The sequence below is a fragment of the Caulobacter sp. Root1455 genome, from assembly GCF_001426905.1.
Taxonomy (GTDB): domain Bacteria; phylum Pseudomonadota; class Alphaproteobacteria; order Caulobacterales; family Caulobacteraceae; genus Caulobacter.
Window position 1 is genome coordinate 185,683 of record NZ_LMFQ01000001.1, and the last position, 13,334, is coordinate 199,016.

Annotated in this window: 12 protein-coding genes; 6 read left to right on the forward strand and 6 right to left on the reverse strand. The window is 68.3% G+C overall.

Going from position 1 to position 13,334, the window contains the following annotated elements; translation table 11 throughout:
- Positions 1–254: 254 nt before the first annotated feature.
- Both ASD21_RS23710 and ASD21_RS23715 read left to right on the forward strand, forming a co-directional pair.
- Positions 255–578 carry a hypothetical protein gene (locus ASD21_RS23710; RefSeq protein ID WP_156398243.1) on the forward strand — a complete coding sequence of 108 codons (324 nt, stop codon included), beginning with the start codon at positions 255–257 and terminating at the stop codon, positions 576–578.
- Positions 579–687: 109 nt separating this feature from the next.
- Positions 688–1,260, forward strand: coding sequence for a hypothetical protein (locus ASD21_RS23715; protein ID WP_156398244.1), 573 nt, complete (start codon positions 688–690; stop codon positions 1,258–1,260).
- A 103-nt stretch (positions 1,261–1,363) separates the two neighbouring features.
- On the opposite strand, the gene ASD21_RS00615 is transcribed toward ASD21_RS23715, so the two are convergent.
- Both ASD21_RS00615 and fdxA read right to left on the reverse strand, forming a co-directional pair.
- Positions 1,364–1,879: a CarD family transcriptional regulator gene (locus tag ASD21_RS00615; RefSeq protein WP_056435222.1), complete on the reverse strand. Its 516-nt coding sequence runs from the start codon at positions 1,877–1,879 to the stop codon at positions 1,364–1,366.
- A gap of 301 nt (positions 1,880–2,180) precedes the next feature.
- On the reverse strand, positions 2,181–2,522 hold the full coding sequence (gene fdxA / locus ASD21_RS00620) for a ferredoxin FdxA (protein ID WP_056435226.1): 342 nt from the start codon (positions 2,520–2,522) through the stop codon (positions 2,181–2,183).
- A 244-nt stretch (positions 2,523–2,766) separates the two neighbouring features.
- Here fdxA and ASD21_RS00625 point away from each other — a divergent pair, with 244 nt between their 5' ends.
- Both ASD21_RS00625 and ASD21_RS00630 read left to right on the forward strand, forming a co-directional pair.
- Entirely contained in the window at positions 2,767–4,860 is a 2,094-nt protein-coding gene (locus ASD21_RS00625) for a putative bifunctional diguanylate cyclase/phosphodiesterase (RefSeq protein WP_156398245.1), read from the forward strand.
- 26 nt (positions 4,861–4,886) lie between these two features.
- On the forward strand, positions 4,887–5,531 hold the full coding sequence (locus tag ASD21_RS00630) for a hypothetical protein (protein ID WP_056435232.1): 645 nt from the start codon (positions 4,887–4,889) through the stop codon (positions 5,529–5,531).
- 44 nt (positions 5,532–5,575) lie between these two features.
- Here the strand turns inward: ASD21_RS00630 and ASD21_RS00635 are convergent, their stop codons facing one another.
- The 3 genes from ASD21_RS00635 to ASD21_RS24235 form a co-directional block, all read right to left on the reverse strand.
- Complete coding sequence (locus tag ASD21_RS00635; protein WP_056435235.1) at positions 5,576–5,875, reverse strand: RNA-binding S4 domain-containing protein; 300 nt, start codon at positions 5,873–5,875, stop codon at positions 5,576–5,578.
- A complete protein-coding gene (locus ASD21_RS00640; protein WP_056435238.1) occupies positions 5,872–8,427 on the reverse strand; it encodes a helicase-related protein in 2,556 nt (851 codons plus the stop codon). Before ASD21_RS00640 ends, ASD21_RS00635 begins: the two co-directional genes overlap by 4 nt.
- 136 nt (positions 8,428–8,563) lie before the next feature.
- The gene (locus ASD21_RS24235) at positions 8,564–8,884 is read right to left on the reverse strand and encodes a hypothetical protein (RefSeq protein ID WP_162250195.1); all 321 of its coding nucleotides are present in this window, start codon (positions 8,882–8,884) and stop codon (positions 8,564–8,566) included.
- On the opposite strand from ASD21_RS24235, the gene ASD21_RS00650 reads away from it, so the two are divergent.
- Positions 8,871–11,033, forward strand: a complete 2,163-nt coding sequence (locus tag ASD21_RS00650; protein WP_162250196.1) for an autotransporter family protein — start codon at positions 8,871–8,873, stop codon at positions 11,031–11,033. The two genes, ASD21_RS24235 and ASD21_RS00650, sit on opposite strands and share 14 nt — an antisense overlap.
- Before the next feature lie 85 nt (positions 11,034–11,118).
- Entirely contained in the window at positions 11,119–11,547 is a 429-nt protein-coding gene (locus ASD21_RS00655) for a nuclear transport factor 2 family protein (RefSeq protein ID WP_156390558.1), read from the forward strand.
- 127 nt (positions 11,548–11,674) lie between these two features.
- Here ASD21_RS00655 and ASD21_RS00660 read toward each other — a convergent pair whose 3' ends face one another.
- A complete protein-coding gene (locus ASD21_RS00660; RefSeq protein WP_056436233.1) occupies positions 11,675–13,279 on the reverse strand; it encodes an amidohydrolase in 1,605 nt (534 codons plus the stop codon).
- Between the last annotated feature and the right edge of the window lie 55 nt (positions 13,280–13,334).

Sequence of the window (13,334 nt, forward strand, 5' to 3'; positions counted from 1 at the left end):
TTACGTACCTATATTCTCCATTAATTCTATTAATAATTCTTGATCCGACCGTTTCCCGGATTACTTCCCCTCTATTATTTTCAAAATCGAATCCGCCCTCACTTATGTCCCATTCTTTTTTAAATATATTTTGATCCAGAGAACACGAAAATCCAGGCTTTTCCCAATAAAAGCACGGCTCCATTTCCCATGTCGTCATTTCTGATGGATCGTAAATCTTAGCATTGGTACTGTAACCATCTACACCCACCATAATGAAAATTACCCCCCCTCTCGCTTTGGAGAAACCCACCTTCTCTCCGCTAACAATTCCAGATCCAAAAGATTCTTCAGAATATGTGCACTTTATCATAAGCTTATTTTCGGATTTCTCTTCCGAAGCGGTACTGCTTTCAGCCGAAAACGCGATTGCGGATACAAACAACGCGCCCATTGTCCGGCGCAACATCCTGTCGACGATTGCCATCCAAAGCCCCAGTCAAGATGAGCATCAAGGCGTGAACTACATCAGCAGCACATCCTGGATCGAAGCTGGAGCTCACCGCATCCTCAAACTTGAGGATGCGGCGAACGCCTGATTGGCGTCTTGGTCGAAATGTTTCGGCATGGCGCGCCGCCTGCACGGCGGGAAGGAGCGCATGAATCCGAATTTTTCGACCCTGCGCGGGCAGCTGATGGAGATGGGGAATGAATAGGCGTCGCATAGCGGTTGGAGCGGCAATCGTCGTCTTGACCACATCGGGCGCGACGCTCGCGCAGAGCGTGTATTACGATCGACTGGCTTGGTCTGGAGCAACCCTGATCACCTCGCCAATCATGGTCACCTCGCCTCAGCAGTGCGTCGAGCTTGAGCAGAGACTTCAAAGGAAGCTGGCCAATATAAACACCGCTCACGACCTTTGCCTCCAGGCCGAAGGCGATGCGGGAACGGCGGTTCGGAATCTCGAGACGAGATCGATCTGCACCAAGGCGGCTTGTCAGAACCTGCACGACGCTCGCGACGCCCTCCCCGACCAAGCCGCCCGAGAAGGCCGGATTTGCCAGGAAAGATTGGCTCAGTACCAAGCCGCTCAACAACGAAAGACCGAAGCGGATCGCGGCAACAGATTATCGAACGATCTCGCGCGAAGCCAATACGACCCCTGCGTCACGCGATGGAAGCAATACGAAGCCGCATGCACGGGGCAATGGGATTCAGAGCAACAGCAAAGGACATGCACGAGCGAACTTCGAAGCCTGCGGCTGCAGTGCAAGCAGTAGCCCCTTTGGGCGCGAGCCGTCAGGACCGGCCTCGTCGCCCCCAAACGAAAAACGCCCCCGGACCGGGGTCCGAGGGCGCTTTGTTCGTTTCGGCCTAACCGCCTCAGGCGGCGGCGGCGGCGGTCTTGACCAGCGACTTGGTCAGGATGCCGATGGCGGCTTCGCGGTCGATGCGCTCGATGGCGGCGACTTCGCGGGCCATGCGGTCCAGAGCCGATTCATAGAGCTGACGCTCCGAATAGGACTGTTCCGGCTGGTTCTCGGCGCGGTGCAGGTCGCGCACCACCTCGGCGATCGAGATCAGGTCGCCCGAGTTGATCTTGGCTTCGTATTCCTGGGCGCGACGCGACCACATGGTGCGCTTGACGCGGGCGCGGCCCTTCAGGGTGGTCAGGGCTTGCGACACGACATTGCCTTCGGCCAGCGGGCGCAGACCGGCCGTCTTGGCCTTCTTGGTCGGCACGCGCAGGGTCATCTTCTCGTGGTCGAAAGTGATGATGTAGACCTCGAGCGACATCCCGGCCACTTCCTGGGTCTCGACGCCCTGGATGCTGCCCACGCCATGCGCGGGATAAACGACGTGATCGCCGACCGAGAATTCCAGACCGCTCTTGCTCATTCGTTCGTCCTCAATAAGTTCGGGCCAAGCCCAAAACACCGCGTCTCGAAGCATCCAAAGGGCGTCCCAAACGGCGATAAGGACCCGTCCGCGAAATGCTTGCGGGGCCAGTACCGGTCAGGATGGGGATAGTGCTTAAGTCACCCTTCGCCTTCGATCGGGCGCGCCGGTCTCCCGGCAGATATCGTCCACATGACGTGCAGGCGCGAGTGTTCGCGACCGTTACGTCGAAATCGACAATATCATAAAATTCAGCTTGATGAAAGGCTTGCGACCTGTTTAGCCGCCCGAACCGGCCGGATCAGGAGCCTTTGCCGGGCTTTTCGCTGAAATATTTCTCGAATTTTCCGGTTTCCCGTTCGAACTGCTCGCGGTCGTCGGGGGGCGTGCCCTTAACCGTGATGTTCGGCCAGATCTTGGCGTACTCGGAATTGATTCTCAGCCACTTGCCGTCCGGCTCGTCCTCGGTGTCGGGCTTGATGGCGTCGATCGGGCACTCGGGCTCGCAGACGCCGCAGTCGATGCATTCGTCCGGATTGATGGCCAGGAAGTTCTCGCCCTCATAGAAGCAGTCGACCGGGCACACCTCGACGCAGTCCATGAACTTACATTTGATGCAGGCGTCGGTAACGATGTAGGTCATCGAAGGCTCGGCAGGTTCCGGGACTAGGCGAGAGAGGCCGCGTTTTCGAAGTCGCGGGCCCGCTTGTCAATGCGGCTTGACTACGCGGGAGCCCAGGATTTCTCACACCGCTCCGGACGGGGCCGTCCGACGCCACCTTTAAATAGGCGCGGATCGTCGTGTACCGTCGTTACGTTACCCTTTCTTATCGAAGCTCGGTCACAACCAAGCCGAGGAAAATAAACAAGAAGTCGACAACCCGACCATGACGAGTACCGCCGTGCGCACCCCGGTTTCGACCCCATCCCACGATATCAAGACGCCGGGCGCCCAAATGGCCGCCTTCGAGACCTTCGTGCGCCATGCGCCGTTCGCCGCGGCCCTGGTCGACAACGCCTTTCGCCTGACCGCCGCCAGCCCCGACTGGATCAGCCACGGCCTGAGCCCCGATCTGGAGATCGGCGACGACTTCCGCCGCGCCCTGTTCAGCCCCGAGGACGTCGACAGCCTGGAGCGCTGCGTGGCGTTCGGCGAGCCGTTCTCCCGCTACCGCGCCATTTCCCTGCCTGGACAGGACGGCAAGCTCGCCGAACCGCGGATCTGGCGCACCGAGTTCGCCGCCACGCTCACCGAGACCGGCCGCACCCTGGCGGTGATCATCACCGCCCGCGACGTCAGCGGTTACGCCGAGACCGCTCTGAAGGCCGAGCGCGACCAGCAGCGGCTGAAGATGGCGCTGGAGCTCGACGACCTGATGGTCCGCGAATACGACCTGCGGACCGGCGAGATCTATTGCTCGGGCACCTCGCCGGAGCTGGAGAAGTGGTGCCTGTTCAAGGACGACCCGCTGGAGATCGTCCACCCCGACGACCGCGAGAAGATGGCCGAGCTGGTCCGCAACCGAAAGGACGGCGAGGCCCAGGTCTTCGAATTCCGCCTCAACCGTCCCGACGGGGTCGAGACCTGGGTGCGCTCGGTCGGGAAGAAATTCCTCGGCGCCGACGGCCAGCCCGAGCGGCTGGTGAACCTGTTCAAGGACATCACCGACCGCCGCCGCCAGACCGAGGCCGTCGAGAACCTGGCCTTCAAGGACAGCCTGACCGGCCTGCCCAACCGCGCCTATTTCAATCGCAAATTCCAGGAGGCCGTCGACGCGTCGGAGATCAAGGGCGAGCTGTTCGGCCTGATCATGATCGACGTCGACCACTTCAAGGACATCAACGACACCCTGGGCCACGACGCCGGCGACGCTCTGCTCAAGCGCCTGGCCGAGATGCTGCACGCGGCCTTCCGCTCGGGCGACACCGTCGCGCGGCTGGGCGGCGACGAGTTCGCGGTGATCCTGCGCGGCCTGCATTCCGAGGCCGACATGATGCGGCCCGTGAACGCCCTGCAGGACCTGCTGCGCCGGCCCATCGAGCACGGCGGCCGCAGCTTCTCGGTCAGCGCCAGCATCGGGGCGGCCCTGCACGGCGACCTCGACGCCGACCCCAGCCACATGATCAAGAACGCCGACATCGCGCTCTATCGGGCCAAGGACGAAGGTCGCAACCGCAGCGTCGTCTTCACGCCCTCGATGCGCTCGTCGCTGGAACAGCGGATCGAACTGCTGCGCGACGTGCGCGCGGCGATCACGGCCAGGGAGTTCGTGCTCTACTATCAACCCGTGGTGGACATCGCCTCGCACAGCGTCGCCGGCTTCGAGGCCCTGATGCGCTGGGACCACCCCGAGCAGGGCATACTGACGCCCGACCGCTTCATGGCCGCCTTCGAGGACCAGGACTTGTCGCTGAAGCTGGGCGACCTGGCCTTCGACGCCGCGCTGGCGCAGATGCGCGAGTGGCTGGACCAGGGCGTCGAGTTCGGCCGGGTGGCCGTCAACATCTCGGCCGCCCAGTTCCGCAGCGGGCGGCTGGCCGAGGAGATCCAGGATCGGCTCGGCCGCTGGAACGTGCCGTGCGACCGCCTGACCATCGAGGTCACCGAGAACGTCTATATGGGCTGGGGCGCTGAGATGGTCAGCGACACCGTCCACCAGCTGCACAAGGCCGGGGTGATGATCGCCCTGGACGATTTCGGCACCGGCTACGCGTCCCTGGCCAACCTGCGCCAGTTCCCGATCGACCGGCTGAAGATCGACAAGTCCTTCGTCCAGAACGCCGAGGACGCGGCCATCGTCAAGGCGGTGATCACCCTGGGCGGGTCGATGGGCATGAAGGTCGTCGCCGAGGGCGTCGAGGACCAGGAGCAGCTGGACGCCCTGGCCGACTACGGCTGCGACCAGATCCAAGGCTACCACTTCAGCCGGCCGATGCCGGCGGGGATGGTGGCGGAGTATCTGGCGGGCTTCGGGAAGTAGCCGCGCCGCGACCTTGAGCCGCGCCCGTGATTCATTTTCTCTTCACCGTCGCGCGCGAGTCTGCCGGCGCGATGAAGATAGACCAGATCTCGGCGAGCGGCGGGGGCGGTCAGGCGGCGTTCCCCTTTCCGGGCGGCGCCTCGGCGGCGACCGCGGCGGTCAACGACGCCAGCGGCGCGACCGCCGTCGGCCAGCAGCTGGACGCCTATCACGCCCTGTCCGGCCGCTGGGCCGGGGCCGGTCCCGGCGAGCGCGCGGCGCTGACCCACGCCCTGACCGAGTCTCCGTTCGCCAAGACCATCCAGACCGCCGTCAACACGTTCACCCGCGCCGCCTGGCCCGGATCGGACGCCCAGCCGCCGGTCCCGCAGCAGCGGATGAAGGACGCGTTCGAAGGCCTGTCGGACGACCACCAGCAGATCATCGCCTCGCTGCAGGTCGGGGTGCCCGGCTCGCCGCCGCCCGCGTCGGTGGACGACTATCGGGCCCGCCTGCGGTCCGATCTCGACGCGGCCCAGGCGCCCGCGGCCCCCAAGGACACCGTCACCCTGTCGGCCGAGGCCCAGGCCCGCCTGGCCGGCGCCGCCCCGACGGAAACCGCCCCGCCGCCGGTCGAGCCCACCCCGGAAATGGCTCCGGCGATCACGGCCTATACGCGGCTGACGCGGTAGGAAGGAGCGCCCTTCCCTCCCCGCAAGGGGGAGAGAAAGGAAAACTACTCTCCCACCGCCTCGTACAGCTCCCGCGCCTCGGTCGCCGGCCCGCGGCGTTCGCCGAAGCCCAGCACCCGCACCGAGACGATCCGGCCGCCGATCGCGAACACCAGGCCGTCGCCGATCCGCAGGCCGCGCGAGGGCTTGTCGACGCGGCCTTCGGCGCCGGCCCGGGTCAGTCGGATGCGGCCTTTCTCGACGAAGCGGCCGGCCAGGGAGCGGGTCTTGAAGAAACGCGCGCGCCACAGCCAGACGTCGGCGCGGCAGTGGCCAGGATCGGGGCCTGCGTCGGCGCCGCTCATGAGGCGGCCGCTTTGTTGGTTTGGGGGGCCGCCGCCTTCCCACGGCGCGGCTTCTTCCGCCTGGGCGGCGGCTCGGTCAGCTTGGCCAGGGCGGCGAACGGCGAGTCCGGACGGGCCGCGACCCTGGGCTCGGGCCGCTGGGCGCCGCGCCGCTTCCACAGGATCGGGGCGCCTTCCCTGGGCCGGAGGGCCGGGGTGTAGTCCAGGGCCCGCAGCACGGCGGCGGCCTCGGCCGGGGTCCAGCCCAGGGCGTCGCGGGCGGCGTCGGTCAGCACCACCCCGCCGGGCTTCTGGCCCTCGCGCAGCAGGGCGTCCAGGCGCTCCAGCATCTCGACCGGGGCGACGTGTTTTCCCACCAGCCGCAGGCCGTTGGCGGCCAGGGCGCGGGGGTCGGGCGTCGGGCTGGGCGCGGCGGCCAGGCGCTCGCTCTGACCGCGCCAGCCGCCCGTCGTCAGGGCGCGGGCGGCGGCCAGGGCCTCGGGCCGCAGCACCGAGGGCAGGAACAGGCTGAACGCCCCGATCCGCACGCCCAGGCTCTTCAGCGTCCGCCGCTCGGCCTGGCTCATGGCCTTCAGGTCGGTGTCGACCGCGCGCTTGTCCAGCACGCCGCCGGCCTCCAGCAACCGGTGGGCCAGGCCGCGCGGCAGACCTTTCAGCTCGCCGCCCGACAGCGCCCGCTCCAGCTTGCGCAGGCCGTGCAGATGGCGATCGACCTCGCCGGCCAGGAAGGCGTCCAGCCGCCGCTCGGCCCGCTCCCGCGCGGCCGCGTCGCCCAGGTCGCCCAGCAGCCGCGCGCGGGGCGCCAGCAGGTCGCCGCCCGAACGTACAGCGCCAGCCGCCTCGCCGTTCCACAGCACCGCGCCGTCGGGCGTCAGGGTGAAGGCCTCGTCGGACTCGGCCGCCAGCTTGCCCAGGCGCCTCGCGATCTCGGGCGTCACCGCCCGCTGGGCGGTGTTGCGCAGCGCCTTTTCCTCCAGCGCGCTGCCGCCTTTTTCCTGGACGAAGGTGACGCCGGTCAGCCGGCCGACGATGTGGCCCTCGACCGTCACCGCTCCGTCGGCCCCGACGCCGGCCAGCATGGTCTCGCGGTCGCCCAGCTGGCGCATCAGCACGCTGGTGCGCCGGTCGATGAACCGGGCCATCAGCTTCTCGTGCAGGGTGTCGGAGAGGCGATCCTCCAGCTGCCGCGTCGTGCCCTGCCAGTGGACCGGGTTGTGCAGCCAGTCGCCGCGGTTGGCGATATAGCTGAGCGTGCGCACGCCCGACAGGCGGGCGGCCAGGCTGTCGATCTCGCCGTCGGTGCGGTCCAGCGCCTTGAACTGGCCGGCGATCCAGTCCTCGGGCAGGCGCTTGCGGCCCGTGGTCAGGTCGTCGAACAGGGTGCGGACCATGCGCTGGTGGTCGTCGTCGGTGGTCTTGCGGAAGTCGGGGGTCTGGCAGACGTCCCACAGCCGGATCAGGGCCGAGCGGTCGGCCTTGCAGCGGGCGACCACGTCCTCCTGCTGGGCCAGCTTGCGCAGGGTGCGCTCGTCCAGCGCCTCTTCCGACAGGGACAGGCCCCCGCGCTGAGGCGGCTGGGCCAGCGAGCGCAGCAGGCCCGGCAGGGAGCCGAAGTCGAGCCGGGCGTTGCGCCACTCGGCGGCCATCACCGGCTCGAACCGGTGCTCGACCACGCTCTCGATCAGGTCCTCGTCCATCTCCTCGCAGTCGCCGGTCACCCCGAAGGTGCCGTCGCGGGTGTAGCGCCCGGCGCGGCCGGCGATCTGGCCCACCTCCTGCGGGTGCAGCCAGCGCGTGCGCTTGCCGTCGAACTTGCGCAGGCCCGCGAAGGCCACGTGGTCGACGTCCATGTTCAGGCCCATGCCGATGGCGTCGGTGGCCACCAGGAAGTCGACCTCTCCGGACTGGTAGAGCGCGACCTGGGCGTTGCGGGTGCGGGGGCTCAAGGACCCCATCACCACCGCCGCCCCGCCGCGCTGGCGGCGGATCAGCTCGGCGATCGCGTAGACGGCGTCGGTGGAGAAGGCGACCACCGCCGAGCGGCGCGGCAGGCGGGTCAGCTTCTTGGACCCCGAATAGGTGAGGTTGGAGAACCGCTCCCGGGTGACGATCTCGGCGTCGGGCAGCAGGCGGCGCACCAGCGGGGCCATGGTCCCGGCCCCCAGCAGCATGGTCTCGAACCGGCCCCGGGCGTGCAGCAGCCGGTGGGTGAAGATGTGGCCGCGCTCGGGATCGGCGCACAGCTGGATCTCGTCGATGGCCACGAACTCGACCTCGCGGGTCAGCGGCATGGCCTCGACGGTGCAGACGAAATAGGCCGCGCGCGGCGGGACGATCTTCTCCTCGCCGGTGATCAGGGCCACCGAGGCCTTGCCACGCAGCTTGACGATGCGGTCGTAGATCTCGCGGGCCAGCAGGCGCAGCGGCAGGCCGATCATCCCCGAGGCGTGGCCCAGCATCCGCTCGACGGCCAGGTGGGTCTTGCCGGTGTTGGTGGGGCCGAGCACCGCCGTCAGCTTGGAAGGGGCCAGGCCTGTGGAACGGTCACTCATGGTTCAAAGGTGGGATGGGAATCGCGGCGGGGCAAGCGGGGGCGTGGGGTTGGACGTCGCGGCGCACCCATGCCGCCCACACCGCGTTGTGTTCACGCCGCGGCGGGATCACCAATGGCGGCCCCCGGCCGACCTTTCACAGCCGCAGATTGTCGTCCATAACGACGGCCATATCGAGCGTCGGCCGCTTGCGCCGACGGACGAGCTGAAGGGACCACATGACAGCAATGTCGACGAACCGGCGGCTGAAGACCGGCGCGCGCGCCCGCGCCATCGCGCCCTTGCTGGCCACCACGGCTTTCGCCGCCGTCATCGCGTCGAACCCCTCGCCCAGTTCGGCGCAGGTTACGACCGGCGGCTCTGTTTCCCCCTCACCGTCCAGTTCGCCCACGTGGGATGTTTCCGGCCAGTTGACCGTCGGCCTCAACAACGCCTTCGGAACCATGACGATCACCAACGGCAGTCTCGTCACCAGCAACTATGGCATCGTCATCGGAGAGAACTTCCGCGGGAGCAATATTCCCAGCGTCGTGACCGTCAGTGGGGCAGGCTCGGCCTGGATCGTTTCGAACACGCTTGGCGTCGGCGGCGGCTTTGGCGGGACCGGCGTCCTGAACATCGAGGCGGGAGGCCTGGTGTCGGCCGAAACTGCCGTGGTGGGCTCCTTTTTCGACTGCGTCGGCATCGTCAATGTGCGGGGCGCCGGGTCGACATTGTCGCTCCAGTCGCTGACCTTCGGCCAACTCATGGACGGCTCGAGCGGAAACGTCACCGTCTCGGACGGCGGCTTGGTGACGGTAGCCAGCGGCGGTGCGATCCTGATCAACCAAGGCGCCTTGAACATCGGCGCGGCGGCTGACCAGTCGGCCGCGGCCGCGGGGTTCGTGTCGGGCCGAGTCGGCTTGTTGACCGGCGAACTCGTCTTCAACCACACCACGCCGGGCTACGTGTTCGCCAGCCAGATCGGCGGCGGCGGCGGCGGCACGATCCGGGTCCTGGCCGGCGAAACGACCCTCACCGCCGACAACGCCTTCTTCCGCGGAAGAACCATCGTCTCCGGCGGCGTGCTGACGGTCGACGGCCAGCTGACGGGAACCGTTTCGGTGCTGCCCGGAGGCCGGCTGCGCGGCGTCGGAACGGTCGAGACCCTGGCCGTTCAGGGAACCGTGGCCCCCGGTCATTCGGTCGGAACCCTGTCCGTCAGCGGCGCCTACAGCCAGGCCGCCGGCTCGACCTATCAGGCGGAACTGAACACGGCCGGCCTCTCCGATCGCATCGTGGTCGCCGGGACCGCGACAATCAGCAACGGCGCGGTGCTCAACGTCGTCAAGACCGACGCGGGCCTCTATCGTCCTGGCGTTCGCTACACCGTGCTGACCGCCGCCGGCGGCGTCACCGGGACCTACACCCTGACGGGCGACCTGGACGCCGGCTACTTCGTCCGCCTCGCCGCCGCCTACGACGCCAACAACGTCTATCTCGATATCGTCCAGAGCCGGACCTTCGCCTCGGTCGGCCAGACCCCCAACCAGGTCGCCGTGGGCGCCGGCGCGGACAGCCTGCCCGCGACCAGCCCCCTGGTGGCGGCCCTGTTCGTTCTGCCCGACGGGGACTCGGCGCGCGCGGCGTTCGACTCGCTCTCGGGATCCGCCCTTGTCTCGACCCGGGCCGTGATCGTCGAGGACAGCCGCATCCCTCGGGACGCCGCTATCAACCGACTGCGGACCGCATTCGGCGACATCGGGGCGCCCGCGACCAGCGCCACCGCCCACGAAGAGGGCGTCGTCGTCTGGGGCGACGTCTTCGGCGGCTGGGGCGCCCTGGACGGGAATGCGAACGCCTCGACTCTCGAGCGGAATGTGGACGGCGTGGTTTTCGGCGTCGACGCCCCGGCCTTCGACGGCTGGCGGTTGGGCGTCCTGGCCGGCTACGGCCACTCCAAGTACAAGACCCGCGACGGGCGGTACGACGGCTCCAATGACGACTATCACCTGGGCGTCTATGGCGGTCGGGAATGGGGGCCCGTCGCCCTGCGCACGGGCGCGAGCGTAACCTCCCACGACCAGACCGCGCGCCGCGGGGTGGCCTTCCCCGGCTTCACGGACGCGCTCGAGGCGGATGCCAAGGGCCACACGCGGCAAGCGTTCGGCGAGCTGGGCTACCGCGTCGACGTGGGCGGCCCGGCGGTCGCGGTCGAGCCGTTCGCCAGCCTGGCCTATGTCGCTTTGGACACCGACGCCTTCACGGAGCAGGGCGGCGACGCGGCCTTGTCGGTCGCCGCCGACAAGAGCGAGGTGACCTTCACCACCCTGGGCGTGCGCACCGCTTCGCGCTTCGAACTCGGCGGAGGCGCCGTGACGGCGAGCGGGACCCTGGCTTGGCGGCGCGCGTCTGGCGACATCGAGCCGACCGCACGGTTCGCGTTCGCGGGCGGCTCGTCCTTCATCATCGCCGGCGCGCCGATCGGCAAGGACGCCGCCGTGGTCGAACTCGGCCTGGAGGCCCGCCTGTCCCCCGCCGCCACGTTCGGCCTGGCCTACGGCGCCCAGTTCGCCGGCGCGTCCACCGATCAGACCGTGCGCGGCGGGCTCAGCGTGAAGTTCTAGGCTGACGCGGCTCACGGGCCGGACGACCACCGCAACGAGCAGGCCTCCCGGGGCGTTTTCACGGAGGACCAGGAAGGGGCCAGCCGTGCAGAATTCCCGATGGAAGGCCGCCAGTCCCGAGGTTCACGAGGCGTTGCGCGACCCGAAGATCGCCGCGGTGATGCACGCGGTCGAGAAGGTGGACGCGGCCCTGATCGCCGACGAGTACACGGTGTTCGCCGCCGCCCTGGCGCCGGAGCTGGTCGTCAACAATCCCGGCAACATCGTCGCCCCCAGCGCCGCGGTCCGCCAGCTGAACGCCGACGGCAAGATCAGCTACAGCCAGTACGAGCGGCTGATCGAGCACGCCTCCCTGCGCGGCGACATGGTGCTGCTGATGGGTGAGGAGACCGTGGTGCCCAAGGGCAAGAACCCGCTGGCCGGCCAGACCGTGCGCCGCCGCTTCACCGAGCTGTGGCGGCCCGAGGGCGACCACTGGCTGCTGAGCGTGCGGCAGGCGACGATCGTGCGGTAATCCCCCCTGTGGGGGAGGCGGCCGAAGGCCGGTGAGGGAGGTTTAGGATCGTCGCCCCTCAAGCCGATAGCGCCCGATAACTCCCCCCCGTCGGCTTCGCCGACACCTCCCCCACAGGGGGAGGGGCTTACTTCTCGAACACCACCTTGCCGTCGACGATGGTCAGCACCGCGTCGACCTTCAGGATCTCCGGCGGGGCCACCGTCATCAGGTCCTTGCTGAACACCGTGACGTCGGCCTTCTTGCCGGCTTCCAGCGTGCCGCGGTCCTTCTCGGCGAAGGCGGCATAGGCGGGGCCCCAGGTCAGCATCCGCAGGGCCTGGTCGCGGGTGACCGCCTCGTCCAGATGCCAGTCGGCATTGGCGAAGCCGGTCAGGCTGTGGCGATAGACGGCGGCGTAGAACTCGATGCGCGGGTCGCCGACCTCGACCGGGGCGTCCGAGCCAGCGGCGATCACCGCGCCGGTGTCCAGGAAGTCCTTCCAGCGATAGCCCTCGTGCAGCCGGCTCTCGCCCAGGCGGGCGGAGGCGAAATAGAGGTCGCCGATCGCGTGGCTGGGCTGCATCGAGGCGATCACTCCCAGCTTGGCGAAGCGCGGCACGTCGGTGTCGGCGACGATCTGCGCGTGCTCGATGCGCCAGCGGGCGGCGGTGTCGCCGGCCAGGCTCTGCTCGAACCAGTCCAGGGTCATGCGGTTGCCGCGGTCGCCGATGGCGTGCATGGCCACTTGGGCGTTGACGGCCTTGGCCTGCTTCATCAGCGCCAAGCCCTTGTCGCGCGGGGTCAGCTGCAGGCCCAGCCCCTCGGCGTCGCTGTAGGGCTCCAGCAGCGCCGCGCCGCGCGAGCCCAGGGCGCCGTCCATGTAGAGCTTGATCCCGCGCACCCGGATCAGGCCGGTGGCGTCGGTCGACGGCCCCTTGGCCAGCACCTCGGCGGCGCCGCTGGGGTCCATGTAGTTGTCGACGCGCAGGCTGAACTTCTTCTCGGCGGCCAGCCCCTGGAGGATCGCCAGATCCGGCGCCTCGACGCTCATGTTTCCCAGGCCCGTCCAACCGCGCGAGGCGTAGAGGGCGCCGGCCTTTTCCAGGGCCTGGCGCTTGAGGCCTTCGGACGGCGGCGGGATGACGGCGGCGATCAGGCTCTGGGCGTGGTCGATCAGCATGCCGTCGGGCGCGCCGTCCGGCCCCTTGAGGATCTGGCCGCCGGCCGGGGCGGCCGTGTCCTGGGTCACGCCCGCCTTGGCCAGGGCGGCGCTGGAGGCCACCACCGCGTGGCCGTCGGCCCGCTCCAGCACCACCACCCGGCCGGGCGCGGCACGGTCGAGGTCGGCGCGGTTGGGGAAGCGCTTCTCGGGCCAGTGGGTCTCGATCCAGCCTCGGCCGAAGATCGGGCCGTCCGGATGGGCGGCGGCGTAGGCCTTCACGGCGGCGACCAGGCTCTCGACCGAGTCGGTCTGGTCCAGGTTCAGGGTCAGCTCGCGCAGGCCGATGCCGGTCAGGTGGGCATGGGCGTCGACGAAGCCCGGGAAGGCCGCCGCCCCCTTCAGGTCGATGTCGCGGGCGTCCTTGGCGGCCTTGGCTTGGGCGGCGGAAAGGTCGCCGACGAAGGCGATGCGGTCGTCGCGGATCAGCACGGCCTGGGCGGTCGGCGCGGCGGCGACGCCGGTGTGGATCGGGCCGCCGTGGATCAGGATGTCGCCGGCGAAGGCTGGGACCAGGCTGGCGGAAGCCATCAGGGCGGCGAGGGTGAGGATGCGGCGCACGAAGATCTCCCGACAGCAAGAAACG

Excerpts from the sequence above, each read along its gene's own strand:
- ASD21_RS00660 (WP_056436233.1), bottom strand. The coding sequence starts at position 13,279 with ATGGCTTCCGCCAGCCTGGTCCCAGCCTTCGCCGGCGACATCCTGATC.
- ASD21_RS00635 (WP_056435235.1), bottom strand. The coding sequence starts at position 5,875 with ATGAGCGGCGCCGACGCAGGCCCCGATCCTGGCCACTGCCGCGCCGAC.
- ASD21_RS00625 (WP_156398245.1), top strand. The coding sequence starts at position 2,767 with ATGACGAGTACCGCCGTGCGCACCCCGGTTTCGACCCCATCCCACGAT.
- ASD21_RS00615 (WP_056435222.1), bottom strand. The coding sequence starts at position 1,879 with ATGAGCAAGAGCGGTCTGGAATTCTCGGTCGGCGATCACGTCGTTTAT.
- ASD21_RS23715 (WP_156398244.1), top strand. The coding sequence starts at position 688 with ATGAATAGGCGTCGCATAGCGGTTGGAGCGGCAATCGTCGTCTTGACC.
- ASD21_RS23710 (WP_156398243.1), top strand. The coding sequence starts at position 255 with ATGAAAATTACCCCCCCTCTCGCTTTGGAGAAACCCACCTTCTCTCCG.
- ASD21_RS00650 (WP_162250196.1), top strand. The coding sequence starts at position 8,871 with ATGACGATCACCAACGGCAGTCTCGTCACCAGCAACTATGGCATCGTC.
- fdxA (WP_056435226.1), bottom strand. The coding sequence starts at position 2,522 with ATGACCTACATCGTTACCGACGCCTGCATCAAATGTAAGTTCATGGAC.
- ASD21_RS00640 (WP_056435238.1), bottom strand. The coding sequence starts at position 8,427 with ATGAGTGACCGTTCCACAGGCCTGGCCCCTTCCAAGCTGACGGCGGTG.